We start from the raw sequence: 25,437 nt of genomic DNA on the forward strand, positions 1-25,437 counted from the left end.
GCAAGTGCGCAACAATAGAACGCTTGCGAATTGGCCTAAAGACCCGTCTTATGACGGCAACGATAAAACAGGGGCAGGCATGGCAGAGATTTCCAAGCGCAAGCGCATCTGGGGCTGGTGGTTTTTCGATTGGGCCAGCCAGCCGTACCACACTCTGCTTGTCACCTTTGTTTTCGGTCCATACTTCGCCGGGGTAGCGGCCGGGTATTTCGCGGAAACCGGTCTGGATGCCGAAGCCGCCGCCGCGCGGGCGCAGACGGTTTGGGCCAACTGCCTGACGATCACCGGGCTGATCATTGCGTTTGGCGCGCCTTTACTGGGGGCCATGGCCGATGTCTCGGGTCGGCGCATCCCGTGGATTTTTGCCTTTTCGGTCATGTATGCGGTGGGCTCTGCGGCATTGTGGTACACGCTGCCGGACGGGTCGAACATGTGGCTGATGCTGTCGGCTTTTGGCCTGGGCTTTGTCGGTGCCGAATACGCGCTGATCTTCATCAATTCGCAGTTGCCCGATCTGGGCGACGACAACGAGGTTGGTGAGATTTCAGGTTCCGGCTTTGCTTTCGGCTATTTTGGCGGGCTGATTTCCCTCGCGATCATGCTGGCGCTGTTCGTTGAGCAGGCCAACGGCAAAACCCTGATCGGGATGGATCCGATGTTTGGGCTGGATGCCTCAACCCAGCAGGGCACACGTTTTGTCGGCCCGTTCACGGCAGGGTGGTTCGTTCTTTTCATGATCCCGTATTTCCTGTGGGTCCGGGACGATGAACCCAAGGACAAGAATGGCAGCGTGGGGGAAGCGCTGAGCCTGCTGGCCAAGTCGATCTCAAACCTGCGTCACCGGATTAGCCTGGCCAGCTATCTGGGTTCGTCGATGTTTTATCGCGACGCGCTGAACGGGCTTTACAGCTTTGGCGGCGTGTATGCGCGGCTGGTGCTGGAATGGGACCTGATCAAGATCGGAATCTTTGGCATTGTCAGCGTGCTGGCCGCTGCCGCGTTTTCCTGGATTGGCGGTAAGCTGGACAAGCAGTACGGCCCTAAACCGGTGATTTTGGTGGCCATCTGGGTGTTGATCTTTGTCTGCACAACCATTGTGTCGATGGACCGGACGCAGATCTTTGGCATTTCCCTGCCCGAAGGGTCCGGCCTGCCGGATCTGGTGTTCTTCGGTTGCGGCGTTCTGATTGGCGGTATGGGCGGCATTTTGCAATCGGCCAGCCGTTCGATGATGGTGCGGCATACCGATCCTGATGCACCGGTTGAAAGCTTCGGCCTCTATGGCCTGTCGGGTCGTGCAACCGCGTTTGCCGCCCCTTTGCTGATCGGGATTGCCACAACGGCGACGGGCAGCGCGAGACTGGGGGTGTCACCAATCGTTCTGTTGTTTATTCTTGGACTATTCCTGATGCGCTGGGTGAAACCGGAAGGGGATCAGAGCAGATGATAATACTACGTTTTTTAGCAATACTGGCAACAATTGCCCTGGCGAACACAACCTCGGCACAGCCCTTGGCAAAGCAGTTGTTCGGGGCTCAGAAGGCAAGTTCACAGCAAAAACCGGCCGCCTTCGGCAGTTATTCGCGCGGATGCGCGGCGGGTTCGGTTCAATTGCCCGAAACAGGGCCGACATGGCAGGCGATGCGGCTGTCGCGCAACCGCAACTGGGGACATCCGGCAGCGATTGACTATGTACAGGACCTCAGCCGGTTTGCGGCTAACCAGCCGGGGTGGAATGGTCTCTATATTGGGGATATCAGCCAACCGCGCGGTGGGCCGATGACCTCGGGCCACCGCTCGCATCAGTTGGGTCTGGACATCGATATCTGGATGCTGCCCGGCGACAACATGCGCCTCAGCCGGAAGGCGCGCGAGAATATCTCATCCATTTCGCTGCGCCGGTCCAACGGGGCATTCGTGAACCAAAACTGGACCAAACAGCACCATGCGGTGCTGCGCGAGGCGGCCAAGGACAAACGGGTCGCGCGGATATTCGTGTTTCCCGGTGCCAAGGTCGAAATGTGCAAGAATGAGAAGGGCAATCGCGCCTATCTGCGCAAGATCAGGCCCTGGTGGGGGCATCACTACCATTTCCACGTGCGGCTGAAGTGCCCGCGGGGATCCGGCGGTTGCGTTAACCAGGATCCTCCGCCAAAAGGCGATGGCTGTGCCGAGGCGCAGCAATGGGTGAACAACATTCTCAACCCGCCCCCGCCTGACCCGAACGCCCCTGCACCTAAGCCACGACGGGAATACCGATTGGCCGATCTACCTCAGCAATGCGCACAAGTTCTACAATCCAACTGATCGTCGCAGTACTGCTGGCCAGTGCAGTTTGGGCCGTCGATAACAGGGCGGCCAGCCCACTGAGCAGTTTCACCTGGCGTCACACGGCCGAGTGGTTTGGCGGGTTCTCCGCCATCCACCTCGCGAATGGCGGTCGCGACATGATCGCCGTGACCGATCGGGCGAAACTGGTAACCGCCCGAGTGGATCGCGAGGATGGTAGAATTGTAGACATCCAAATCACCGGGCACTGGCCGCTTCTTTCCAGCACAGGTCGGAAGCTGACCAAACGCAATGGAGACTCTGAGGGCATAGCCGTTGCGCCGGATGGTGGTCTTTTTATCTCGTTCGAAGGTACGCACCGCGTGGCCTATTACTCGGCTCCGGGTGCATGGGCGCAGGTTTTACCACGCCCCAAAGTGTTCGACGGCTTTGAAGTCAACGGGTCGCTCGAAGCTTTGGCAATCGATAAATCCGGTTATCTTTTCACGATGCCCGAGGAAAACCGCACGAACGACGGCGATATTCCGGTCTATCGATGGGACGGGCAATCATGGTCGACACCTTTTGTCTTGCCGCAACGGGGAAAATTCCTGCCGGTTGCTGCCGATTTCGGCCCCGACGGCAGGCTTTACGTACTGGAACGCGACGTCGGCTGGACCGGATTCCGCTCGCGACTTCGCCGATGGCAGGTCGACGGAGATACCCTGCGCGCTGAAGAGGTTGTGTTTCAATCGGGAACCGGCGCGCATGACAATCTCGAGGGGGTGTCGATCTGGCGCGACGATCAGGGCAGTTTGCGCGCGACGATGGTGTCAGATGACAACTTTCTGGCGCTGCAACGCACAGAACTGGTCGAATTTCTTCTGCCCGATTGACTTGGCAAAACCAAAGGTCTAAACGCACGGCTTGCCTTGGGATGAGCCCGGGGCCAAGTCGCCGCTACCTTGTCAAAACGGGCATCTGAAAATGCAACGCGCTTACATACCCGGCATCATTGCCATGGCCGCCATTGTTGTGGCCTCGAACATTCTGGTCCAGTTTCTGCTGCTTGATGGTCTTTTGACCTGGGGCGCATTTACTTATCCGCTGGCCTTCCTCGTCAACGACATAATGAATCGCGTCTATGGTGTAGGCCAGGCCCGCAAAGTTGTGTTTGCCGGTTTTCTGACAGGTGTCGTCTGCTCGCTGATCGGAACGCAAATCATGCTTCAGGGCGACGGATTTACCTATGCCGCTGTGCCATTGCGTGTCGCCGTTGCATCCGGCACCGCATTCCTGATCGCACAGCTGACTGACATCACGGTATTCAATTCCCTGCGTGGCGGTCGCTGGTGGCGTGCCCCGTTGGCGTCGACTCTGGTAGGGTCTGCGCTGGACACCACGCTGTTCTTTGTCATCGCCTTTTCGGCCTCGGTCACGATTTTCGGCGCAGATGCTGACGCGGCAATCAGCTGGGCGTGGGAGCCTGTGCCCTTCATGCTGACCGGCCCGATGGCACCCTTGTGGGTAACGCTAGCTTTTGCGGATTGGCTGGTGAAACTGTCGCTGGCTCTGATCGCGCTGATCCCGTTCAAGCTGATCGTTGCGCGGTTGACCGCTCAGCCCGCGTAAAAAAAACGCTTTGCGTTTTGCGCAACTCGTGGCACGATTCAGGGTAACGGAAACAGTTTGAAAGGAGGTGATCCAATGTCGAGAAAGGGATTGGAGAGAGGTGTTGGAACAACCGGGGGGATCGCCTGTTAAGGCAGCCCTTGGCGGAGCGCTCGCTCCGGCTGGTCGATTGATCTAACCGACCCAACCTCCTGAGCTTTCGAAGGGCCGTCCCATATGGGGCGGCCCTTTTTGTTTTTCTTTCAAGACTGTAAAGTCACGCTTATGTTGCGCATTACCGACGATATCACCCTGCAGGACTGGGAAATGACCGAGAGCTTTATCCGCTCGTCGGGCCCTGGCGGGCAGAACGTGAACAAGGTGTCTACTGCCGTCGAACTGCGGTTCGAGGCGGCGCGCTCGCCCTCATTGCCCGATCCGGTCAAGTCGCGGCTGAAACGGCTGGCAGGGCGACGCTGGACCAAAGAGGGCGCAATCATCATTCAATGCGACGAAACCCGCAGTCAGGCGCGCAACCGTGAAATAGCCCGCAACCGGTTGGCCGAGCTCATCGTCCGCGCTACGGTTAAACCCAAGCGCCGTATCGCCACCAAACCCACATATGGTTCGGTCAAGCGACGTCTGGCTTCCAAAAAGGCTCGGTCGGACGTCAAAGCCCTGCGTGGCAAGGTCTCCGAAGATTGATCTGGTATCTTTGCGGTGCTTCGCTACTTTGATCTGGCGCAGCTGCAAGAGGACAAGATCATGAGGTTAGAGGGAAAAACCGCAATCGTAACCGGTAGTGCTTCTGGTTTTGGTGCCGGTATCGCGCGGAAATTCCTGTCCGAAGGGGCACGTGTCATGATCGCGGACATCAATGGCGATGCGGCCGAGGTTCAGGCCAATCAGCTGGGCCCGAACGCTTTTGCGCACCAGGTCGATCTGGCCAATGGCCCGTCGGTACAAGGCATGGCGGACGCGGCTTTTGACCGGCTTGGGCATCTCGACATTCTGGTGAACAACGCCGGCGTTACTCATATGCCGACCCCGCTTGAGGATGTGAGCGAAGAGGACTTCGACCGTGTGTTCAACGTGAACATGAAGTCCGTTTACCTGACTGCGCGTGCACTAGTGCCACATATGAAATCTCGGGGCTCTGGGGCGATCCTGAACGTTGCCTCGACTGCTGGGCTGTCGCCGCGTCCGAACCTCAACTGGTACAACGCCTCCAAGGGTTGGATGATCACCGCTACCAAGACCATGGCGGTTGAATTGGCCCCATCGGGGGTCCGGGTGAATGCGATCTGTCCGGTAGCAGGGGAAACGCCGCTGCTCAAATCCTTTATGGGAGAAGACACGCCAGAAATGCGCGCAAAATTCCTTTCGACAATCCCACTGGGCCGCTTTTCAACGCCCGAAGACATGGCAAATGCGGCCTGCTTCCTATGTTCCGATGAGGCCAGCATGATCACCGGCGCCGCGCTAGAGGTCGACGGTGGCCGCTGTATCTGATCCGCTCTTCATCTGGCCAAAAATACCTCCGCCGGGGGCAGCGCGCCCGCGCGCTTTCCGGCCCCAACGTCAAAGATAGCGATGACCCCCGGACCCCGAAACCTAATCACCGATGTCCCTGGCCTGCTGGTCGGGAACGCACAGGACGACACGCTGAAATCCGGAACCACGGTACTCACGGCGGAGGACCCCTTTATGGCGTCTGTTCACGTCATGGGCGGCGCGCCCGGAACGCGGGAAACCGACTTGCTGGCTCCGGACAAATCGGTCTCGCGGGTTGATGCGATTGTTCTGTCGGGCGGTTCGGTATTTGGATTGGACGCCTGTTCCGGGGTATCCGAGGGATTGCACGGGCAGGGTCGCGGTTTTCAGGTTGGCAACGCGGTTGTTCCCATCGTGCCCGGCGCGATCCTGTTTGATCTGCTGAACGGCGGTGACAAGGCATGGAGCAAAAACCCCTATCGCGCCCTTGGACGCAAGGCCTTCGACGCCGCCGCCGAAGTGTTCGATCTGGGAACCGCAGGTGCAGGCACCGGGGCACTGGCCGCTATGCACAAAGGCGGGCTGGGGTCGGCCTCGATCGTGATGGAGAACGGCGTCACAGTTGGCGCATTGGTTGCAGCCAATCCGCTGGGCAGCGTTACCACTCCCGGAGACCGCCATTTCTGGGCAGCCCCGTTTGAAATCGGGGATGAATTCGGCGGATTAGGGTCTGATTCCGCCACCGGTCTTGGTCGCACGGTCGACAGCCGCAAGGCGAAGGCGATGCGACCTGCCGAACCGGATAAGGGCAACACTACCATCGCCATTGTTGCCACGGATGCGGCATTGACCAAACCGCAGTGCCAGCGGCTGGCCGTGGCGGCACATGATGGCATCGCGCGGGCTATTGTTCCCGCGCACACGCCGGGCGACGGCGATCTGGTGTTTGGTGTCAGTACCGGTGCACGGAAAATTGAGACGGACGCGAATCTGGGCCTTCTGGGACATGCGGCCTCACTGTGCCTTGCGCGGGCCATTGCGCGGGCGGTGTATCTGGCCTCGCCGGCAGCGGGCGATCTTTTGCCCTGTTGGTCGGATTACATGACTTAAGTTAAGGACGGCCTATATGCCGCAGTGGCACAGTGCCCTCGCGCGGCAATCTGCGCGTTGACTCTTTTTTGCGCCGACGGTCCATTCGGTGCAGCCAATTCGTATCGGAGCAAAAGCTATGAATCGCATCCTCGCGACCGCAATCGTCGGCCTTCTGGCCCTTCCCGCATATGCAGAAGGTGACGCTGACGCCGGCCAGAAGACCTTCAACAAGTGTAAATCCTGCCACCAGATTGCTGACCCGGAAGGTGAAGTAATCGTCAAAGGCGGTAAGACCGGTCCAAACCTCTACGGAATCGCCGGCCGGACTGCCGGAACCGTCGAAGGGTTCAAATATGGCGACAGCATCGTTGCCGCAGGCGAAAACGGCCTGGTCTGGGACGAGGCCACCTTTGTGGAATATGCTCAGGACCCCAAAGCGTTCCTGAAAGATTATCTGGGTGAAACCTCGGCCAAGTCCAAGATGACATTCAAGCTGAAGAAGGGTGCCGAAGACGTCTACGCCTATATCGTCAGCGTTTCCGGCGAATAACGCCTGAGATTTCGCACCTCATGAGGTTACAAAAGGCCGCAGCCCCTGCGGCCTTTCGTGCGCTTGATAACCTTGTGGATCAGCGCCACCTTGGTCGCGCGCAGTTTTTCATGCATCGCACGCATGGCTTCGCAGAGCCAAGCCGAACCGGCCGCAGCCAATTTCGAAGGTCTGGCCCTTCAGGCGGATCGGCAGCAGGAGACGACAGATGGGAATCATGATCCCGGCCTGGGTTGATGGCGAGTTGACCCCCGTAGACAAGCTTGAGGCGCATGAAAAGGGCCTGCGGCACAAGGCGGTGTCGGTCTTCGTGGTGCGCGGCACCGAGATTTTGCTGCAGCGCCGGGCCATGGGCAAATATCACACCCCGGGTCTTTGGGCGAATACGTGCTGCACCCATCCCGACTGGGGTGAGACGCCCTCGGAATGCGCGGTGCGGCGTTTGAAAGAAGAATTGGGGATCACCGGCCTGTACCCGGAATACCGTCACCGGCTGGAATATCACGCCGATGTCGGCAACAACATGATCGAGCACGAAGTGGTCGACATCTTTCTGGCGCATGTCCGTGGCCCGTTGAAAATCGAGCCTAATCCGGAAGAAGTCATGGATATCCGATGGACCGACTACCACGATCTTCTGGCCGAAGTGCAGCGCCACCCCGAGCGCTTTACGCCGTGGCTCAAGATCTATCTGCACAATCACGCCGACACGATTTTCGGCCCCGATCTGATTATCTCGGCCAAGTCCTGACGGCTACGCCTTGCAAGGGCCGCCCAAGCGGCATAAATCAACGCGTCATGGCCAAGCAAAAGCAGAAGACTGACCCGAATTACAAAGTCATCGCCGAAAACCGGCGTGCCCGCTTCGATTATGCGATCGAAGAGGATATCGAGTGCGGCATCGTGCTGGAAGGATCCGAGGTCAAATCATTGCGCGCAGGCGGGTCGAACATTGCCGAAAGCTATGCCTCGGTCGATGACGGAGAGCTGTGGCTGATCAACAGCTATATCGCACCCTATGAGCAGGCGAAGGTCTTCAAGCACGAAGAACGTCGCCGTCGCAAACTGCTGGTGTCCCGCAAAGAGCTGTCGAATCTGTGGAACGCGACCCAGCGCAAAGGCATGACGCTGGTACCGCTGGTTTTGTATTTCAACCACAAGGGCCGGGCGAAGCTGAAAATCGGCATCGCAAAGGGCAAGAAGCTGCACGACAAGCGCGAGACTCAGGCCAAGCGCGACTGGTCACGTCAGAAACAGCGGTTGATGAAGGATCACAGCTGATCCTTCATTTCTCTCAGAACGCCATTGCGGCGGAAACGGCGCGTTTCCAGCGATCATAGGCGGCGTCACGTTCTTCGGCGGATAGTTCTGGTTTGAACCGGCGGTCCAACTTCCAGGTTTCCGAGAAACCTTGTTGGTCCGGGTAAATGCCGGCTTGCATCCCGGCCAGCCACGCCGCGCCCAGAGCCGTTGTTTCCTGCATCACCGGCCGGTCGACTTCAGCCCCCAGGTAATCTGACAAGCCCTGCATAGCCCAATCCGATGCACTGGCGCCCCCGTCTACACGCAAGGTGACGTCGGTATCCGCGCCCCAGTCGCCCTGCATGGCATGCCACAGGTCGCGGGTTTGGTAGGCGATGCTTTCCAATGTGGCTTTGGCGAACTCGGCGCGGCCCGAGTTGCGGGTCAGTCCGAAGACCGCACCCCGGCAGTCGGGTTTCCAATAGGGCGCGCCGAGGCCGGTGAACGCGGGCACAAGAACAACATGCTGGTTCGGGTCGGCCTGCTGCGCCAGCTCGCCGCTTTCCGGGGCGGTTTCGATGATTTGCAGCGCGTCACGCAGCCATTGCACCGCAGCGCCCGCCACAAAGATCGAGCCTTCCAGCGCATAGGTCCGTTTGCCGTCCAGCTGATAGGCAATCGTGGTCAGCAGGCGGTTTTTCGATTCAACCGGCTTGTCGCCCGTGTTCAGCAGCGCGAAACACCCCGTGCCGTAGGTCGATTTCATCATGCCGGGTTGGAAACAGGCCTGCCCGATCGTGGCCGCTTGCTGATCTCCTGCCACGCCCAAAATCGGGATATTTCCCCCAAATAGAGTCGTTTCTCCGAAATCCGAGGCGCAATCCTGCACCTCGGGCAGCATGCTCATCGGCACGTCCAGTAGGTCGCAAATCTCGTTGCTCCACGTGCCTTTGTGGATGTCGAACAGTAGGGTCCGGGCCGCGTTGGTCGCGTCGGTGGCGTGACTGCGGCCTTCGGTCAGGCGCCAGATCAGAAAGCTGTCGATGGTGCCGAACAATAGCTCTCCGGCCTCGGCCCGTTCCCGTGCGCCGGGAACAGTGTCGAGCAGCCATTTGACCTTGGTGCCCGAGAAATAGGGGTCCAGAAGCAGCCCGGTCTGGCCGGTCACATCATCCTCGCACCCGGCCTGTTTGTAGCGGGCGCAAATCTCGGCGGTCCGGCGGTCCTGCCAGACGATGGCATTGTGAACGGGCTCACCTGTGGCGCGATCCCAGACCACAGTGGTTTCGCGCTGGTTTGTGATGCCGATACCGGCGATCTGATCGGGTGTGACGCCAGTGGTTTCCATCACCTCGCGGCAGACGGCCAGCACACTGGTCCAGATTTCCTCGGCGTCGTGTTCGACCCAGCCTTCTTGTGGGAAGTGCTGGGTGAATTCCTGCTGCGCCGTGCCTGCGCGCTGCATGTCTGCGTCGAACAGAATTGCCCGCGATGATGTGGTGCCCTGATCAATGGCAAGAATATAGGTCACGCCTGCGCCCCTCCCGTGTCGTTTTGCGGGACTTTAGCGCAAACAATGACAGACGTGCCAGTGCGTTCATACAGGAATATTGTCGATCAGCCGCACACCATCAGCCCAGGCTGCGGCAAACAACCGGGCAGGCTGGGTTGCATGGGTCAGAGGCTCCAGCGTTTCGGCGCAGCGCAGTTGCACATACTCCACCTGCGTGAATCCGGCGGCCAGCAGATCGGCCGCGGCTTGTGCCGCCAACTGATCGAACTGCGCGCCATCTTTCAGGGCATTGGCTAGGCCCCGCATGATGCGGTGCTTGTTGGCGGCGATATCCAGCCCTTCGGGCGACAGGCGCAGATTGCGTGAGGACATGGCCAGACCGGACGGCTCGCGCACCGTGGGGCAGCCGACAACTTCGGTCGGAATGTTCAGATCGCGGGCCATGCGGGTCACGATCATCAACTGCTGATAGTCTTTTTCCCCGAAATAGGCTCGATCCGCCTGCGTTTGCAGGAACAGCTTGGCCACGACCGTGGCGACGCCGTCAAAATGGCCGGGGCGGAATTCCCCCTCCATCACATCGGTCAGCCCCGCGACGGAGACGGTGGTGGCAAAACCCTGCGGATAGATTTCTTCGGGTTCCGGAACATAGATCGCGTCGACACCGTAAGGCGCCAATTTCTGCGCATCCTCGTTTTCGGTGCGTGGATATTTCTCAAGATCTTCGGGGTTGTTGAACTGTTTGGGGTTCACGAAGATCGTCACCACCACGCGGTCACAACCTGCCTTGGCGGCCTCGACCAGAGACAAGTGGCCCTGATGCAATGCACCCATGGTCGGGACAACGCCGATCACCTCGCTCTGGCGCTTCCAGTCCGAGGTCAGAGCACGCAGGTCGGCCAGACGGCGCAGAATTGGGGCAGTCATGTATTGGGTCCTTTGGTCGGGGCCTGATCGGCAAAGACATGTTCGTCCGCCGGAAAGCTTCTTGCGCGCACCTCGGCGGCGTATTCGGCAATGGCGGCTTCGGCCAAGGGGCCAAGCTCGGCATAGCGTTTGACGAATTTCGGTTTGAAGGCGGTGAAAAAGCCGACCATGTCGTCCACGACCAGAATCTGTCCGTCGCATCCGGCCGATGCCCCGATGCCGATCGTCGGGATGGCGATTTCAGCCGTGATCTGATCAGCCAGACCTTGCGGTACTTTTTCCAGCACCACCGAGAACGCACCCGCGTCCGCAACGGCCCGGGCATCGGCAAGAACGGCCTCGGCCTGATCGTCGCGACCCTGAACCTTGTATCCACCCAGCGTGTTGATCGATTGCGGTGTCAAACCAATATGCGCCATCACCGGGATACCGCGCTTGACCAGAAAGCGGACAGTCTCGGCCATTTCGACGCCGCCCTCCAGCTTGACCGCACCAGCGCTGGTTTCCGACATCAGCCGGGCGGCGTTGCGGAAGGCCTCAGAGGGTGAGTGCTCATAACTGGCAAAGGGCATGTCGATGACCATCATCGCCTTGTTCAGGCCACGGGAAACGGCCTGACCGTGCATCACCATCATCTCCATCGTCACGCCCAGCGTTGATTCCAACCCATGCAGCACCATGCCAACGCTGTCGCCCACCAGGACAAAATCGCAGTGGTCATCCATCAACCGCGCCATCGGTGTTGTATAGGCGGTCAGGCTGACCAGAGGATCGCCACCTTTTCGGGCGCGAATATCCTCGGCGTTCGGGGCTTTTTTGCGGGCCGTGGCGCTCATCGTCGCTCCTCCGGTTGTCATGTTGCAGCGCGGCATAGCAGAAGGGAACGGGCTATAGAAACCCCGGTTGCGCGAACATTTCCTTGAATGACCTAAGGTTTAAAGGGAAATTGGTTACAGAAAGGCCCAAAAAATCACAGGGTTCCATGATTCAGTGGGGAGATATTTACATGACAAAGCAGACATTTCGGTCCTTTGCATCGGTGCTGGCAGTCAGCGCCAGCCTGTTTGGCACACAGGTTTTCGCCAAATCCGACATTACGATCGCGATGCAGCTTGAGCCGCCGCATCTGGACCCGACCAGCGCCGCAGCGCAAGCCATCGATTCGGTGGTTTATACCAATATCTTCGAAGGCCTGACCCGCTTTATGGGCGACGGATCGGTGGTCCCGGGCCTGGCGGAAAGCTGGGAGATTTCGGATGACGGCACAGTCTATACCTTCAAGCTGCACGATGGAGTGACTTTCCACGACGGCACCACGATGGACGCCGAGGACGTCAAGTTCAGTCTGGATCGCGCCCGGTCAGAGGACAGCGCAAACGCGCAAAAAGCCCTGTTCGCCGGGATCGAAAATGTCGAGGTCGTCGACCCGCTGACCGTTAAGGTGACCCTGTCTGAACCGAATGGCAATTTCCTGTTCAATCTGGCCTGGGGTGACGCGGTGATCGTTGCGCCCGAGAGTATTGAAAACATCAAGACCAACCCGGTTGGAACCGGAGCCTTTACCTTTGGTGAATGGGTGCAGGGCGACAGCATCACGCTGAACCGGAACCCGGAATATTGGGGTGAACAGCCTGCGTTAGAGACTGCTACGTTCAAATTCATCTCGGACCCGACGGCGGCTTTCGCGGCGATGATGGCTGAGGATATCGATGTGTTCGACAATTTCCCGGCCCCGGAAAACCTGCCGCAATTCGAGGCGGATCCGCGCTTTCAGGTGCTTGTCGGCTCGACGGAAGGAGAGACCATCTTGTCCACCAACAACAAGATGCCGCCCTTCGATGACATCATGGTGCGGCAAGCGTTGGCCCACGCCATCGACCGCCAGGCGATCATTGATGGCGCGATGTTTGACTATGGCACGCCCATCGGCACCCATTTCGCGCCACACAATCCGGCCTATGTCGATCTGACCGGGAATTCGGCCTATGATCCCAAGAAAGCAGCGGAATTGCTGGCCGATGCGGGCTATGCCGACGGGTTTGAAACCACACTGCACCTGCCGCCCCCATCTTACGCGCGGCGCGGAGGTGAGATCGTGGCAGCGCAGCTTGCCGAGGTTGGGATCACGGCCAATATCATCAATGTTGAATGGGCCCAATGGCTTGAGACTGTATTCAAGGGCAAGGATTTTGGCCTGACCATCGTCAGCCATACCGAGCCGATGGATATCGGTATCTATGCGCGGCCTGACTATTATTTCCAGTATGACAGCACCGATTTTCAGGCGCTGATGGATACGTTGAATTCGACCACGGACCCCGAAGAACGCACCCGCCTGCTGGGCGAGGCGCAGCGTCTGATTTCGGACGACTACGTCAACGGGTACCTGTTCCAGCTGGCCAAGCTGGGCGTGGCCAAAGCCGGAGTGCAGGGGCTTTGGAAAAACGCACCTACGGCAGCAATTGACCTGACACAGATCAGCTGGTCCGAGTAATCTGGGGCAGGGACCCATAGTTCAGGGTCCCTGCGTCTTGTGTATTGAGTAAACTAGCGATGACTTTGTTTCGTGCCCTGACCCTGACCATTTTGACCGCCGCGATGATGGCAGCGTCGCTGGGGCCGGTCAGAGCGCAGAACATTCTCGACAATCGGTTGGACGTTCTGGTCGGCACACCCGAGAATCCATTGGACGTCGGGATCGGCATCAAGATCGATCAGATCACCAGCGTCGACCAGAAGGCCGAGAATTACGGCGCTGTTGTCGTGCTGCGTGTGGAATGGACCGACCCGGCGCTGGCTTTTGATCCACAAGAAGTGGGGCGGGATATTCGGGTGTTTAATCCCCCGGCGCTGGCCGATCACGCCGCAGAGATCGGGACTGTGGTGCCCGCCTTCGTTATTCACAATCAACAATCCAACAAGTGGATTCACGAATCCGCAGCCTCATTGCGGTACGATGGGCGTGTGCTGTACGTCGAAAAATCCTCGCTGACATTGCAGGCACCGCATTTTGATTTTCGCAAATACCCCTTCGACACACAGGAATTCCATTTCGAGGTCGTCTCGATCTTTCCGTCCCAATATGTGTCCTATTACCCGCTGGAAGAGTTCTCGGGCCTTGGGGATTTGCTGGGCGAGGAGGAGTGGATTCTTGAAAATGCGCGAATTGAGACCTCTCAGGTGACCGGCTTGTCCGGACAGGACAGCGATCAGGTCGCTCTGGTGTTTGAGGGGCACCGGCACCTGACCTACTACGTTATCCGAGTGTTCCTGCCGATGCTGGTGCTGATCACGGTCGGTTGGGCGCTGTTTTTTCTGGATGAATATCGTCGGCGGATCGAAATCGCGGGGGGCAATCTGCTGGTGTTTGTGGCCTTCAACTGGGCCATATCCGCGGACCTGCCAAAGTTGGGCTATCTGACTTTTCTGGATTTCATTCTTCAGTGCATGTTCCTGATGACCGGGGCGCTGATCGTGTTCAATGTCGCCCTGCGCAAGCTGAAGGTCTCGGGCCGCGAGACAGGCGCGCGCAAGCTGGACAATTACGCGATCAAGTGGATCTATCCGCTGGGCTATGCCGCGATCGTCGGTTACGCGGTATTTGCCTATCTTCTGGTGCCATAGGTGCTGGACCCGCGCCACATGTGACCCTAACGTGGCCTCAATGCTTCGCTATGCCCTCAAACGTCTGATATCGCTGATAATCAGCCTGGCTGTTGCCTCGGTGGTGATCTTCGCCGTGATTGAGGTGGCACCGGGTGATCCGGCATCCTTCATGCTGGGTGTCAACGCGCAGGAAGATACGCTGGCCGCCCTGCGGGCAGAACTGGGTTTGGATGTTTCCAAGGTTCAGCGTTATTTCAATTGGATCGGCGGGATGGTTGTGGGGGATTTCGGTACGTCCTACACCTATCGCACACCTGTTTCGCAGATGATCGCGGACCGGATGTGGGTCTCTTTGCCCTTGGCGCTGTATGCTCTCACGCTCTCTACTGCGATCGCATTTCCGGTGGGCATCTACGCCGCCGCGCGTCGGGGAAAACCGGGTGATCTAACGGTGATGGGAGCGACACAGCTGGGGATCGCGGTGCCAAATTTCTGGTTCGCGATGATGCTGGTCCTGATCTTCGCGATCAACCTGCGCTGGTTCAACGCCGGAGGGTTCGCAGGCTGGGACAAGGGCGTCTGGACAGGACTGCATTCCTTGACGTTGCCTGCCGTCGCGCTGGCCCTGCCACAGGCCGCCATTCTGGCGCGGGTCATGCGGTCGTCCCTTCTGGATATCCTGGGCGAGGATTTCATGCGCACCGCGCGGGCCAAAGGGCTTTCGCGCCGTCAGGCGCTGTGGCGGCACGGGGTGCGCAATGCGCTGATCCCGGTCCTGACCATCATAGGGCTGCAGTTTTCCTTCCTATTGGCGGGATCGATCATCATCGAACAGGTCTTCTATCTGCCCGGCCTCGGACGGCTGGTGTTTCAGGCGATCTCGGCCCGCGATCTGATCGTGGTTGAATCCGTGGTCATGCTGTTGGTCTTTGCCGTTATCACCGTGAATTTTCTGGTCGATCTGGCCTACGCTGCCGTTGATCCAAGGTTAAGGAGCCGGACATGAGCCGCAACCTGATCCTTGGCGCATGCCTGTCATCGCTGGTCCTGCTGGCAGCGCTGGTGTCATTTGTCTGGACACCCTACGACTACGCCGCGCTGAACATTCCTGACAAGCTGAAACCGCCAAACGCGCAGCACTGGTTCGGCACGGATCATTTTGGCCGCGACATGTTCTCGATGATCATGGTCGGCGCGCGCACCTCTATTGCGGTGGCACTGGTGGCGGTTGGTATCGGCATGGCGCTGGGCGTGCCCCTTGGCCTGACAGCCGCCGCGCGCAAGGGATCCTGGCTGGACGAGTTGATCATGCGCGGAAACGATCTGGTCTTTGCCTTCCCTTCGCTGGTCATTGCAATCCTGATCACTGCCGTGTTCGGCGCCGGAGCCATCAACGCCATCATCGCAATCGGTATCTTCAATGTCCCTGTCTTCGCGCGGATCACCCGTGGTGCTGCCCTATCTTTGTGGGAGCGCGAATTCATCCTTGCAGCGCGCGTCTCGGGCAAAGGGGCTGCACGGATATCGGCCGAGCATATCCTGCCCAATGTGGCCAACCTGCTGATCGTTCAGGGGACTATCCAGTTCTCACTGGGAATTCTGGCGGAGGCTGGCCTGTCCTATGTTGGTCTGGGGGCGCAACCACCGACGCCCAGCTGGGGCCGAATGCTGGCTGACGCGCAGACGATGTTCAGTTTTGCCCCGCATTTGGCTCTGATTCCCGGTCTGGCGATTATCGTCACGGTCCTGGGGCTGAACCTCTTGGGCGACGGATTGCGCGATTGGCTGGACCCCCGGATCAGGGTGGCGCGCGTATGAGTTTGCTTCAGATCGAAAACCTGTCGCTGTCCATTCACGAGACGGACATCCTGAACCAGGTTAACTTGTCCATCGCACCGGGTCAGATCGTGGCGGTGACGGGGGAAAGTGGATCGGGCAAGTCGATGACGGCGCTCGCGGTGATGCAGCTTTTGCCGAACGGGGCTGAAACGGATGGCACCATTCGATTGAACGGCCTTGATCTGCTGAAACTTCCTGAGGATGATATGTGCGCCCTGCGTGGCGCCTCGATTGGCATGGTGTTTCAGGAACCGATGACCGCCCTGAACCCTGTCAAAACCATCGGAGATCAGGTGATGGAAACCATCCTGATCCACAAGGCCATGCCGCGCGCGCAGGCCCGCGACCGAGCTGAGGAAGTTCTGACCCGCGTCGGATTGCCAACGGATCGGTTTCCCCTGTCACGCTTTCCGCACGAATTGTCCGGTGGCCAGCGCCAACGCGTCGTGATCGCCATGGCCATCGCCTTGCGCCCCAAACTTCTGATCGCGGACGAACCGACCACCGCGCTGGACGTGACAACGCAGGCGCAAATTCTTGATCTGCTCAAAGGATTGGTTTCAGAATTTGGCATGGGCCTGCTGATGATCACCCATGATCTGGCCGTCGTTGCGGACATGGCCGATCAGATCGTTGTGATGCGTCATGGCGAAGTGGTTGAATCCGGTGCGACCGGTCATCTGTTGCGCCACATGCAGCATCCATACACTCGCATGCTGTTCGAGGCCTCGGGCCATCAGGTGGCGTTGCCCGAAACCGCGCAATCGCAACCGCTGCTTGAGGTGACCAATGTCGTGCGCGACTACCGATTGCCTCGGAAACGTCTGTTCGATATGCCACAGCAACACCGGGCCGTGGATAGCGTCAGCTTTACCCTCAACCGAGGCGAGCGCCTGGGGTTGGTCGGAGAATCTGGATGCGGAAAATCGACCCTAACACGGGCGATTTTGGGGCTGGAGGAGGTTCAGGGCGGCGATATTCGACTGGACGGCCAACCAGTATTTTCCGGCCACAAGCCCAATCTGGCGGTGCGCCGCAAGATGCAGGTGGTCTTTCAGGACCCCTATGGCAGTTTCAACCCGCGTCATCGCGTTGCCCGCCTGGTAACTGAGCCGTTTCACCTGCTCGACTCCCCACCAAAAGGAAGGGAAATGGAGGACCGGATCGCAGAAATGCTGACGGCCGTGGGTCTGAGCCCGGATGACATGGGAAAGTACATCCATGAGTTTTCGGGCGGTCAACGGCAGCGGATCGCCATCGCGCGTGCCTTGATCATCCGCCCGGAACTGATCCTGTTTGATGAGGCGGTCTCGGCCCTGGACGTGTCGGTCCGGGCGCAGATCCTCGATCTGTTGGCCGAATTGTGCGAAGCCTATGACTTGACCTACCTGTTCATCAGCCACGATCTGAGCGTCGTTCGTACCATTACCGATCGCGTTATGGTGATGCGGGCTGGTAAGATTGTGGAAGAAGGGAACACGGAAACCGTCTTTTCTGATCCGCAACACCAATACACGAAAGACCTGATCAATGCTGCGCCGGTTTTGCCGGATATTGGTCAGGACGTAGCATGAAAACCCTGTTTTAGAGCCGAATTAGGAGTGTCACATGTCCAGCCCTCTTTGGTTTGATCCCAGCCTTTGTCTGATTGGCGGCAATTGGATTGCGCTTGCGTCGCAAAAGACTTTGCCGCTGATCAACCCTTCGGACGGTTCGGAAATCTCCCGGATCGCAGCGGGTGATACGCAGGATGTGGACGCGGCCGTCACCGCGGCACAGGCCGCGCTTGATGGTGAATGGGGGCGCATGACGGCGCTGGAACGCGGCCGCATCCTGACCCGACTGGGGCAGTTGGTGACCGCTCGCGTTGATGAATTGGCGGCGCTTGAGGCCATGGATGTGGGCAAGCCGCTGACTCAGGCGCGGGCAGATGCCGTGGCTCTGGCGCGGTATTGTGAATTCTACGGTGGCGCTGCGGACAAGGTCATGGGCGAGACCATTCCGTACTTGGACGGTTATACCGTCTATACTTTGCGTGAGCCGCACGGCGTGACAGGGCATATCGTGCCGTGGAACTATCCAATGCAGATCATTGGCCGTTCAGTCGGTGCCGCGCTGGCGATGGGCAATGCGTGTGTTCTGAAACCTGCGGAAGAGGCCTGCCTGACCGCGCTGGCCTTTGCGCATCTGGCACAAGAGGCTGGTTTGCCCGCCGGCGCCTTGAATGTTGTACCCGGTTTGGGGGCCGAGGCCGGGGCTGCGCTGTCGGGTCATCCGGGCGTGCACCATATCTCGTTTACCGGTTCGGTCGCCACTGGGGCGTTGGTCCAGCAGGCTGCGGGGCGAAACGTCGTGCCGGTGACGTTGGAGCTTGGAGGGAAGTCGCCGCAGCTGGTCTTTGACGATGCCGATTTGGATGCCGCCCTGCCATTTCTGGTGAACGCCGGGATCCAGAACGCAGGACAGACCTGTTCGGCCTCGTCGCGCATCCTGGTGCAGCGGGGTGTATATGAACAGGTCCGGCAACGAATGGCTGAAGCCTATGTGGGTCTGACCGTTGGCCCTGCGCAGGACGATCTGCGGGTTGGCCCGTTGATATCTGCCCGTCAAAAGGACATCGTTTCTGGCTTTCTGGCCAAAGGCGCGAATCTGGCGGTTGCCGGACAAGGGCGGATCGTCGACGGAGCCCCGTCAGAGGGGGCATATGTTTTACCCACCCTATTTGCTGACGTTCCGCCCGACCACACACTGGCCAAAAATGAAATCTTTGGCCCGGTTCAGGTTCTGATCCCGTTTGACACCGAAGATGACGCGATCCGAATAGCCAACGGTACCGATTACGGGCTGGTCGCCAGCATTTGGACCCGCGACGGGGCACGGCAGATGCGGTTGGCAAAACGTCTGCACTCGGGGCAGGTGTTTATCAATAACTATGGCGCAGGCGGCGGGGTAGAACTGCCGTTTGGTGGCGTGGGCAAATCCGGCCATGGCCGCGAAAAGGGTTTTGAGGCGCTTTATGGGTTCTCACAGCTCAAAACGGTCGCAGCTTACCATGGTTAGAGCCTAAACGATGACCTTGATCGCCTCTTGTGCACCCACTCCAAACACGCGTTTATAGCGTTCGATCTCATCCTTGGGACCCATCGCCTTTTCGGGGTTGTCCGACAGTTTCACAGTTGGCCGACCATTGGCGGAAACCGCTTTGCAGACCAGAGAGAACGGCGCCAGCGCATCATTTGGCACAAGCCCACGGAAATCGTTGGTCAGCAATGTGCCCCAGCCAAATGACACCTTGGTCCGTTGGGCAAACTGCGTGTGCAGTTCGCGGATCTTGTCGACATCCAGACCGTCCGAGAAAATCACGCGCTTTTCCATCGGGACTTCGCCGCGCGATTTCCACCATTTGATTGCTGTTTCCGCGCCCGCAGCCGGATCGCCGCTGTCGATCCGGATACCGGTCCATCCCGCCAGCCAGTCTGGCGCGCGATCCAGAAAACCTTCAGTCCCATAGGTGTCAGGCAGAATGATGCGCAGATTGCCGTCATGTTCCTCGTGCCAATCGCTGAGAACGTCATAGGGCGCTTGCGCCAGTTCAGAGTCGTCTTCGGCCAGGGCGCTATATACCATGGGCAATTCGTGTGCATTGGTGCCGATGGCCTCAACTTCACGCCGCATGGCGATCAGACAGTTCGATGTGCCGGTAAAGGCCGGACCCAGCCCTTCGATCATGGCCTGGACGCACCAGTCCTGCCACAGGAAGCTGTGTCTGCGGCGGGTCCCGAAATCGGCGATGCCAAGTCCGTCAATTTCCCGGAGATTCTCGATTTTCTCCCAAACGCGGGTCATGGCGCGGGCATAAAGCACCTGCAGCTCGAACCGCCGCATGTCGTTCAGCACCGCGCGCGAGCGTAACTCCATCAAAACCGCCAGGGCAGGGATTTCCCACAGCATGACCTCGTGCCACTTGCCCTCGAATGTCAGCTCGTACTGATCACCCTTCCGTTCCAGGTGATAAGGTGGCAGGCGCAGGTTTTCGAACCATTCCATGAAATCCGAGCGGAACATCTGGCGTTTGCCATAGAACGTGTTCCCCCGCAGCCAGGTACTTTCCCCCCGGCTGAGGCTGAGCGAGCGGATATGGTCCAGCTGCTCGCGCAACTCGCCTTCGTCGATGAGTTTGGCCAATGGAATGTGATTCGACCGGTTAATCAGCGAAAAAGCCACGTCCGTTTGGGGCTTATTTCGAAACACTGACTGGCACATCAGCAGTTTGTAGAAATCTGTGTCGATTAAAGACCGTACAATCGGGTCAATCTTCCATTTATGATTGTACACACGCGTCGCAATATCGACCATGGGGAACTCCTGCGATTTCCAGTGTTAGATCAATCGGTGCGTGGATTGGCAAGAGTCGCTAGAATGATGACAATGACAAGGTCAGGTCACAATCCGAGCATATTGTGTGATCTTTTCACCGTTTAGTGAAAAGAAAGGGATGGTTGAACGAGGTTAAGTTGGTGAATGGTTCTCGAGTACGATTTTGACATCGTTGTTGGTGAACAGCGGGATATAGACCCCAATTCAGGGCAATCCGACGCGTCGAGCGGCGCGGGGGTACGCGCGCGGTTTCGGAATGTCAAAACCGCAGACGCCCTGAGAGCTGCGTCGCCGAAAATCCGTAAGATCTTTCAGGATGCCGGTTTCGATCTGGAATCCACTGGCAGTGACCAGAGCCATGGGTTCTATCCTCCCCGGGATGCAGCCGAACGTGAGCGGATTTTACGCGCGTTATTCGCCAATATTCGCGAAATGGGAATTCAGGGCGAGTATTGCGGCGAGTTCGATTTCCATGGCTTTTTGGACGACGTCAGAACGGCCAAACCGCGCAATGGTCAACGCCAGACAGTCGAAAATTGGACACCTAACCCACGCTATAAATCACCTGCGACGCCGGAGCGCCGGACATTGCCGGGACGAATTGGCATCGCATTAGGACTGGCGGTGATCTTGTTTGCAGTGCTCAGGTATCTTGCCGAAAAAGGTTCCGCGCCTTAGATCAGCTTAACGCCAGCATCACGCATCGCAGCCTCTGCCGCTGCCAAAGAACCGTCGAGGTCAATCGCCCGGCAAGCATCCAAACGAACGGTGACGTCAAAACCCAGCCGGGCTGCATCTACGGCTGAGAAATGCACGCAGAAATCCGTCGCCAGACCAACAAGGGTCAGCTTGGTGATGCCGCGTGATTTCAAATACCCTTCCAATCCAGTCGGTGTCTTCTGATCGTTTTCGAAAAACGCCGAGTAACTGTCGATGCCGGGCCGAAACCCTTTTCGAATGACCAGATCAGCGTGCGTTTTCAGGTCCGGATGAAAGCTTGCGCCTTCGGTGCCCTGAACACAGTGATCCGGCCACAGAACCTGTGGTCCGTAATGCATGTCGGTCACGTCAAAGGGGCCCTTGTCGTCATGTTCGCTGGCGAAGGATGAATGCCCGGCCGGGTGCCAGTCCTGCGTCAGGATCACGGTGTCGAACTCGTCCATCATCGCGTTGATGGGCGCTACGATTTCGTCGCCTCCGGGTACGGCCAGCGCTCCGCCGGGGCAAAAGTCGTTTTGAACGTCGACTACAATCAGGGCATGGGTCATCGGGGTCTCCTCGCATTGTCTTATCGGTAGGGGGCTGGGCGGTAGGCGTCAATCCGGTCCCTTGCGACTCTTGATCAGCAGGTTTAGACCGCGCGCATGTATACGATCGCTGCTCTTTATCACTTTACCCGTTTCGCGGATCACGTTGCCTTGCGCGAACCGCTGCTGGATCTTTGCCGTGCGCAATCGGTGAAAGGTACACTGTTGCTGGCCGCCGAGGGAATTAACGGCACCATCGCCGGACCCCGCGCCGGGATCGATGCGGTTCTGGCCCATATCAAGGCTCTGCCCGGATGCGCCGATCTTGAGTGGAAAGAGGCGACTTCCGACCACCCGCCCTTTGGCAAGATGAAGGTACGCCTGAAGAAAGAGATCGTTACCATGGGCCAGCCGGATGTCGATCCGCGCGCCCGCGTCGGCAACTATGTCGAGCCCGAGGATTGGAACGATCTGATCCGATCCGATGATGTGGTGGTGATCGACACACGTAACGACTATGAGGTGGCGATTGGTACGTTTGAGGGCGCGATAGACCCTGAAACGGCCAGTTTCCGCGATTTCCCGCAATGGTGGGAAAAAAACAAGGACCGCTTTCACAACAAGCGCGTGGCCATGTTCTGCACCGGCGGCATCCGCTGTGAGAAATCGACCAACTACCTGCTGGGGCAGGGGGTCGAGGACGTGTATCACCTAAAGGGCGGCATCCTACGCTATCTCGAAGAGATGCCTGCCGAGGACAGCACCTGGCAGGGTGAGTGCTTCGTCTTCGACAACCGCGTCTCCGTCGGGCACGGGCTGGTCGAAGGGCCGCACAATCTGTGCCACGGCTGCCGCCGTCCGATCCTGCCCGAGGACATGAAGCGGCCGGAATACGAGCATGGCGTATCGTGCCATCAATGTATCGATGAGACCTCGGAAGCCGACAAAGCCCGTTTTCGCGAGCGTCAGAAACAGATCCTGCTGGCGCGTCGGCGCGGTCAGGAACATCTTGGGACCGAATAGTCGCCAATTGTTAAGGGTTGCGGGCGCAAGCCTGATTCCTGATGATCCTGTCAGGCCTTAAACACCGGAGAGTCCATGCACAGCGACCCGAAAACCCTGGATGAATGGAAGTCGACACTGGTCGCAGCTCTTGGTCTGGTCATTGTCAGCTTTCTGGCATGGTATGGGTTTTCACGGCTGAGCGAGGCCACTGCGGGTGACAGGATCGGTACAGCGACAACCGTGTTGCTGGTGCTCTGGCTGATTTCGCAAACCTGGTACTACATGACTCAGGTTAAATCGCCCAAGCGGCAGCTGTTGCTGATGGGAATCTCTTTTATTCAGGTCGTCCCGTTCCTGTTCGCGGCTGTTTACGGATCGTTCGGGTACTACGATCTATGCATTGTCGGCGCAAAGGGGCCATCGGATGTTCTGTACTTCTCGTATGTAACCTTCACGACCGTCGGCTTTGGCGATCTGCACCCCGCGGGTCTGTGCCGGGGGCTGGCCGTGGCCGAGGCGATCACCGGATATATTCTGCTTGGGTTGTTCGTTGCGGCCGCAGTCGGAATCTATGCCCGCAGCCACACCCGAACGTGACAGGCTATTTGTTGTGGTCGATCCACAGGGACATCGCGTGCTTGTCCCGAAAACACTCTGACGGAATCGGTCGACGTTTGGTGCAGGAAATCCGCTCGGCAAAGGCAACCTGCTTACCGGTCGGGTAATTCGCAAAGGGGGACGTGTCGACGGATTTATGGGCGGAAATCCAGGCGGACATCGACCTGCGATCCCGTTGCGCTTCGACCGGGATTTCCAAAGCTGACTGCTGCGCGATGGCGCGGGCATAGCGCATTTGCCGGTCCGTAACAGGCAGCAGGTGGTAGTCGTTTGTCGGTCCGCCAAGGACGGATTCTCGGGTCGTATGGGCCATCGGGTGATCCTCTGACTATGTAGAACATAAATGGAACATTAACCTTTTGTTTCAAGAGGGGGCCGTTATGACTCGGCAGGAATTTGCCAGCTAATGGTTTTATTGACTGGTCAATCAATAAAAGATAAACGCGATTTGAACCGTATCAGCGCCCGGCTCAGACGGCGCTTTCGAAACAAAAAAGGACCCGTCATGAAATTCCAGCCCAAGGCGAGCCATTTCATCAACGGCGAGTATGTCGAAGATACCAGCGGCGCACCAATCGACGTGATTTACCCCGCCACGGGTGAAGTCATTGCGCGCCTGCACTCGGCAACGCCTGATATCGTGAATCAGGCTTTAAGCAGCGCAAAAAACGCGCAAGCAGAATGGGCCGCCATGTCCGGAACCGAACGCGGACGGGTTTTGCGTCGCGCTGCGGACATCATGCGCGACCGCAATTGCGAGCTTTCGATCCTTGAGACCCACGACACCGGCAAACCGTTGCAGGAAACTCTGGTGGCGGATGCAACCTCGGGCGCGGACGCGCTGGAGTATTTCGGTGGCCTGGCCGCGTCGCTGACAGGTGAGCATATCCCGCTGGGGGGTGGCGACTTTGTCTACACCATTCGTGAAGCGCTGGGCGTTTGTGTTGGTATCGGCGCATGGAACTATCCGACCCAGATCGCCTGCTGGAAAGGCGCCCCGGCGCTGGCCTGCGGTAATACGATGGTTTTCAAACCCTCCGAGACTACGCCTTTGTCGGCCCTGCAAGTGGCAGAGATTCTGATCGAGGCCGGTGCGCCCAAAGGTGTTTACAATGTCGTGCAGGGCTATGGCGACGTCGGTGCATCGCTTGTGACTGACCCGCGCGTGGCCAAGGTGTCGCTGACCGGCTCGGTGCCGACGGGCCGCAAGGTCTATGCTGCTGCCGCCGACGGCATGAAACATGTGACGATGGAGCTGGGTGGTAAATCCCCGATGATCGTGTTCGATGACGCAGATATCGAAAACGCTGTGTCGGGCGCGATTCTCGGCAACTTCTATTCTTCGGGACAGGTGTGTTCGAACGGTACCCGAGTCTTTGTACAAAAAGGTATCAAGGAAGCCTTCCTCAAGCGCCTCTCGGAACGTCTCGCAACGGCGAAAATTGGCGATCCGCTGGATGAGGACGTCAATTTTGGTCCAATGGTCAGCGAAAACCAGATGAACATCGCGCTGAGCTATGTCGAAAAGGGCAAGGCCGAGGGCGCGCGTCTGGTCTTTGGCGGCGAGCGAATTGATGGCGACGGTTTCTACATGCAGCCAACCGTGTTCGCGGATGTGGCGGACGACATGACCATCGCGCGGGAAGAAATCTTTGGCCCGGTCATGTCCGTGCTGGATTTCGAAACCGAAGAAGAGGTGATGGCCCGTGCGAATGACACCGAATTCGGTCTGGCCGCCGGTGTATTCACCAACGACCTGACCCGTGCGCACCGCATCGTGGCCGGGTTCGAGGCAGGCACCTGCTATATCAACACCTATAACCTTGCACCGGTGGAGGCTCCGTTCGGTGGTTCTAAAATGTCAGGTGTCGGGCGCGAGAACTCGAAACTGGCGATCAATCACTTCAGCGAAATGAAGACAGTCTACGTTTCGATGAACGACGTCGAAGCGCCGTACTGACCAAAACCGGCTATCAGGGTTCTGTTCCCGACATTTGACGTCGGGAACAGAGCATAAGCTGCTTTCGACCTGTGGCTGACTTCTGCCC

The 25,437-nt window shown here is 58.5% G+C and carries 26 protein-coding genes; 20 read left to right on the plus strand and 6 right to left on the minus strand.

Translation table 11 applies throughout. The features are described from left to right. Window positions 1-79 precede the first annotated feature (79 nt). The 10 genes from ACR0AA_RS11870 to smpB all read left to right on the plus strand — a co-directional run bounded on the left by ACR0AA_RS11870 (window position 80) and on the right by smpB (window position 8,296). Window positions 80-1,447, plus strand: coding sequence for an MFS transporter (locus ACR0AA_RS11870; protein ID WP_480756124.1), 1,368 nt, complete (start codon window positions 80-82; stop codon window positions 1,445-1,447). Then, window positions 1,444-2,307: a penicillin-insensitive murein endopeptidase gene (gene mepA, locus ACR0AA_RS11875; RefSeq protein WP_480664929.1), complete on the plus strand. Its 864-nt coding sequence runs from the start codon at window positions 1,444-1,446 to the stop codon at window positions 2,305-2,307. The genes ACR0AA_RS11870 and mepA overlap by 4 nt, the downstream gene beginning before the upstream one ends. Beyond that, window positions 2,280-3,164: an esterase-like activity of phytase family protein gene (locus ACR0AA_RS11880; protein WP_480756125.1), complete on the plus strand. Its 885-nt coding sequence runs from the start codon at window positions 2,280-2,282 to the stop codon at window positions 3,162-3,164. The genes mepA and ACR0AA_RS11880 overlap by 28 nt, the downstream gene beginning before the upstream one ends. A 91-nt stretch (window positions 3,165-3,255) precedes the next feature. After that, window positions 3,256-3,900 (plus strand): queuosine precursor transporter, encoded by a 645-nt coding sequence (locus ACR0AA_RS11885; RefSeq protein ID WP_480756126.1) that lies wholly within the window; start codon window positions 3,256-3,258, stop codon window positions 3,898-3,900. Between the two features lie 264 nt (window positions 3,901-4,164). Next, window positions 4,165-4,584: an alternative ribosome rescue aminoacyl-tRNA hydrolase ArfB gene (gene arfB, locus ACR0AA_RS11890; protein WP_480664932.1), complete on the plus strand. Its 420-nt coding sequence runs from the start codon at window positions 4,165-4,167 to the stop codon at window positions 4,582-4,584. Between the two features lie 60 nt (window positions 4,585-4,644). Then, window positions 4,645-5,391: an SDR family oxidoreductase gene (locus ACR0AA_RS11895; RefSeq protein WP_480664933.1), complete on the plus strand. Its 747-nt coding sequence runs from the start codon at window positions 4,645-4,647 to the stop codon at window positions 5,389-5,391. A gap of 81 nt (window positions 5,392-5,472) precedes the next feature. Next, window positions 5,473-6,483: a P1 family peptidase gene (locus tag ACR0AA_RS11900; RefSeq protein ID WP_480756127.1), complete on the plus strand. Its 1,011-nt coding sequence runs from the start codon at window positions 5,473-5,475 to the stop codon at window positions 6,481-6,483. A 118-nt stretch (window positions 6,484-6,601) separates the two neighbouring features. Next, window positions 6,602-7,015 (plus strand): c-type cytochrome, encoded by a 414-nt coding sequence (locus ACR0AA_RS11905; RefSeq protein WP_480664935.1) that lies wholly within the window; start codon window positions 6,602-6,604, stop codon window positions 7,013-7,015. A 208-nt stretch (window positions 7,016-7,223) separates the two neighbouring features. Further along, the gene (gene idi / locus ACR0AA_RS11910) at window positions 7,224-7,766 is read left to right on the plus strand and encodes an isopentenyl-diphosphate Delta-isomerase (protein WP_239343416.1); all 543 of its coding nucleotides are present in this window, start codon (window positions 7,224-7,226) and stop codon (window positions 7,764-7,766) included. Between the two features lie 47 nt (window positions 7,767-7,813). After that, window positions 7,814-8,296 carry an SsrA-binding protein SmpB gene (gene smpB / locus ACR0AA_RS11915; protein ID WP_170382128.1) on the plus strand — a complete coding sequence of 161 codons (483 nt, stop codon included), beginning with the start codon at window positions 7,814-7,816 and terminating at the stop codon, window positions 8,294-8,296. Between the two features lie 13 nt (window positions 8,297-8,309). On the opposite strand, the gene glpK is transcribed toward smpB, so the two are convergent. From glpK to panB, 3 genes are all read right to left on the minus strand, one after another. Continuing rightward, window positions 8,310-9,788 (minus strand): glycerol kinase GlpK, encoded by a 1,479-nt coding sequence (glpK, locus tag ACR0AA_RS11920; RefSeq protein ID WP_480756128.1) that lies wholly within the window; start codon window positions 9,786-9,788, stop codon window positions 8,310-8,312. 66 nt (window positions 9,789-9,854) lie between these two features. Then, window positions 9,855-10,697, minus strand: coding sequence for a pantoate--beta-alanine ligase (gene panC, locus ACR0AA_RS11925; RefSeq protein WP_480756129.1), 843 nt, complete (start codon window positions 10,695-10,697; stop codon window positions 9,855-9,857). Beyond that, window positions 10,694-11,533: a 3-methyl-2-oxobutanoate hydroxymethyltransferase gene (gene panB, locus ACR0AA_RS11930; RefSeq protein WP_480664938.1), complete on the minus strand. Its 840-nt coding sequence runs from the start codon at window positions 11,531-11,533 to the stop codon at window positions 10,694-10,696. The genes panC and panB overlap by 4 nt, the downstream gene beginning before the upstream one ends. 170 nt (window positions 11,534-11,703) lie before the next feature. Between panB and ACR0AA_RS11935 the strand changes: the two genes are divergently transcribed. From ACR0AA_RS11935 to ACR0AA_RS11960, 6 genes are read left to right on the plus strand one after another with little or no spacing between them, the layout of a single operon-like run. Then, on the plus strand, window positions 11,704-13,191 hold the full coding sequence (locus tag ACR0AA_RS11935) for an ABC transporter substrate-binding protein (RefSeq protein WP_480756130.1): 1,488 nt from the start codon (window positions 11,704-11,706) through the stop codon (window positions 13,189-13,191). Between the two features lie 59 nt (window positions 13,192-13,250). Next, on the plus strand, window positions 13,251-14,321 hold the full coding sequence (locus ACR0AA_RS11940; RefSeq protein ID WP_480664940.1) for a ligand-gated ion channel: 1,071 nt from the start codon (window positions 13,251-13,253) through the stop codon (window positions 14,319-14,321). A 40-nt stretch (window positions 14,322-14,361) separates the two neighbouring features. After that, the gene (locus ACR0AA_RS11945; RefSeq protein ID WP_480664941.1) at window positions 14,362-15,309 is read left to right on the plus strand and encodes an ABC transporter permease; all 948 of its coding nucleotides are present in this window, start codon (window positions 14,362-14,364) and stop codon (window positions 15,307-15,309) included. Beyond that, window positions 15,306-16,121 carry an ABC transporter permease gene (locus tag ACR0AA_RS11950; RefSeq protein WP_480664942.1) on the plus strand — a complete coding sequence of 272 codons (816 nt, stop codon included), beginning with the start codon at window positions 15,306-15,308 and terminating at the stop codon, window positions 16,119-16,121. Before ACR0AA_RS11945 ends, ACR0AA_RS11950 begins: the two co-directional genes overlap by 4 nt. After that, window positions 16,118-17,716, plus strand: a complete 1,599-nt coding sequence (locus ACR0AA_RS11955; protein WP_480756131.1) for an ABC transporter ATP-binding protein — start codon at window positions 16,118-16,120, stop codon at window positions 17,714-17,716. Before ACR0AA_RS11950 ends, ACR0AA_RS11955 begins: the two co-directional genes overlap by 4 nt. 34 nt (window positions 17,717-17,750) lie before the next feature. Continuing rightward, window positions 17,751-19,202, plus strand: a complete 1,452-nt coding sequence (locus ACR0AA_RS11960) for an aldehyde dehydrogenase family protein (protein ID WP_480664944.1) — start codon at window positions 17,751-17,753, stop codon at window positions 19,200-19,202. Window positions 19,203-19,205: 3 nt separating this feature from the next. On the opposite strand, the gene pncB is transcribed toward ACR0AA_RS11960, so the two are convergent. Beyond that, on the minus strand, window positions 19,206-20,498 hold the full coding sequence (gene pncB, locus ACR0AA_RS11965) for a nicotinate phosphoribosyltransferase (protein ID WP_480664945.1): 1,293 nt from the start codon (window positions 20,496-20,498) through the stop codon (window positions 19,206-19,208). 165 nt (window positions 20,499-20,663) lie between these two features. Here pncB and ACR0AA_RS11970 point away from each other — a divergent pair, with 165 nt between their 5' ends. Further along, window positions 20,664-21,197 carry a hypothetical protein gene (locus ACR0AA_RS11970; protein WP_480664946.1) on the plus strand — a complete coding sequence of 178 codons (534 nt, stop codon included), beginning with the start codon at window positions 20,664-20,666 and terminating at the stop codon, window positions 21,195-21,197. On the opposite strand, the gene pncA is transcribed toward ACR0AA_RS11970, so the two are convergent. Beyond that, on the minus strand, window positions 21,194-21,787 hold the full coding sequence (gene pncA / locus ACR0AA_RS11975; RefSeq protein ID WP_480664947.1) for a bifunctional nicotinamidase/pyrazinamidase: 594 nt from the start codon (window positions 21,785-21,787) through the stop codon (window positions 21,194-21,196). The genes ACR0AA_RS11970 and pncA overlap by 4 nt on opposite strands. A gap of 96 nt (window positions 21,788-21,883) precedes the next feature. Here pncA and trhO point away from each other — a divergent pair, with 96 nt between their 5' ends. Beyond that, entirely contained in the window at window positions 21,884-22,789 is a 906-nt protein-coding gene (gene trhO, locus ACR0AA_RS11980) for an oxygen-dependent tRNA uridine(34) hydroxylase TrhO (RefSeq protein WP_480664948.1), read from the plus strand. A 75-nt stretch (window positions 22,790-22,864) separates the two neighbouring features. Then, window positions 22,865-23,368: an ion channel gene (locus ACR0AA_RS11985; protein WP_480756132.1), complete on the plus strand. Its 504-nt coding sequence runs from the start codon at window positions 22,865-22,867 to the stop codon at window positions 23,366-23,368. A 4-nt stretch (window positions 23,369-23,372) separates the two neighbouring features. Here the strand turns inward: ACR0AA_RS11985 and ACR0AA_RS11990 are convergent, their stop codons facing one another. Then, window positions 23,373-23,702 carry a hypothetical protein gene (locus ACR0AA_RS11990; protein ID WP_480756133.1) on the minus strand — a complete coding sequence of 110 codons (330 nt, stop codon included), beginning with the start codon at window positions 23,700-23,702 and terminating at the stop codon, window positions 23,373-23,375. Between the two features lie 192 nt (window positions 23,703-23,894). Here ACR0AA_RS11990 and betB point away from each other — a divergent pair, with 192 nt between their 5' ends. Then, on the plus strand, window positions 23,895-25,349 hold the full coding sequence (gene betB, locus ACR0AA_RS11995) for a betaine-aldehyde dehydrogenase (RefSeq protein ID WP_480756134.1): 1,455 nt from the start codon (window positions 23,895-23,897) through the stop codon (window positions 25,347-25,349). Window positions 25,350-25,437: the final 88 nt, after the last annotated feature.

The sequence above is a fragment of the Ruegeria sp. CE8 genome (assembly GCF_056537465.1).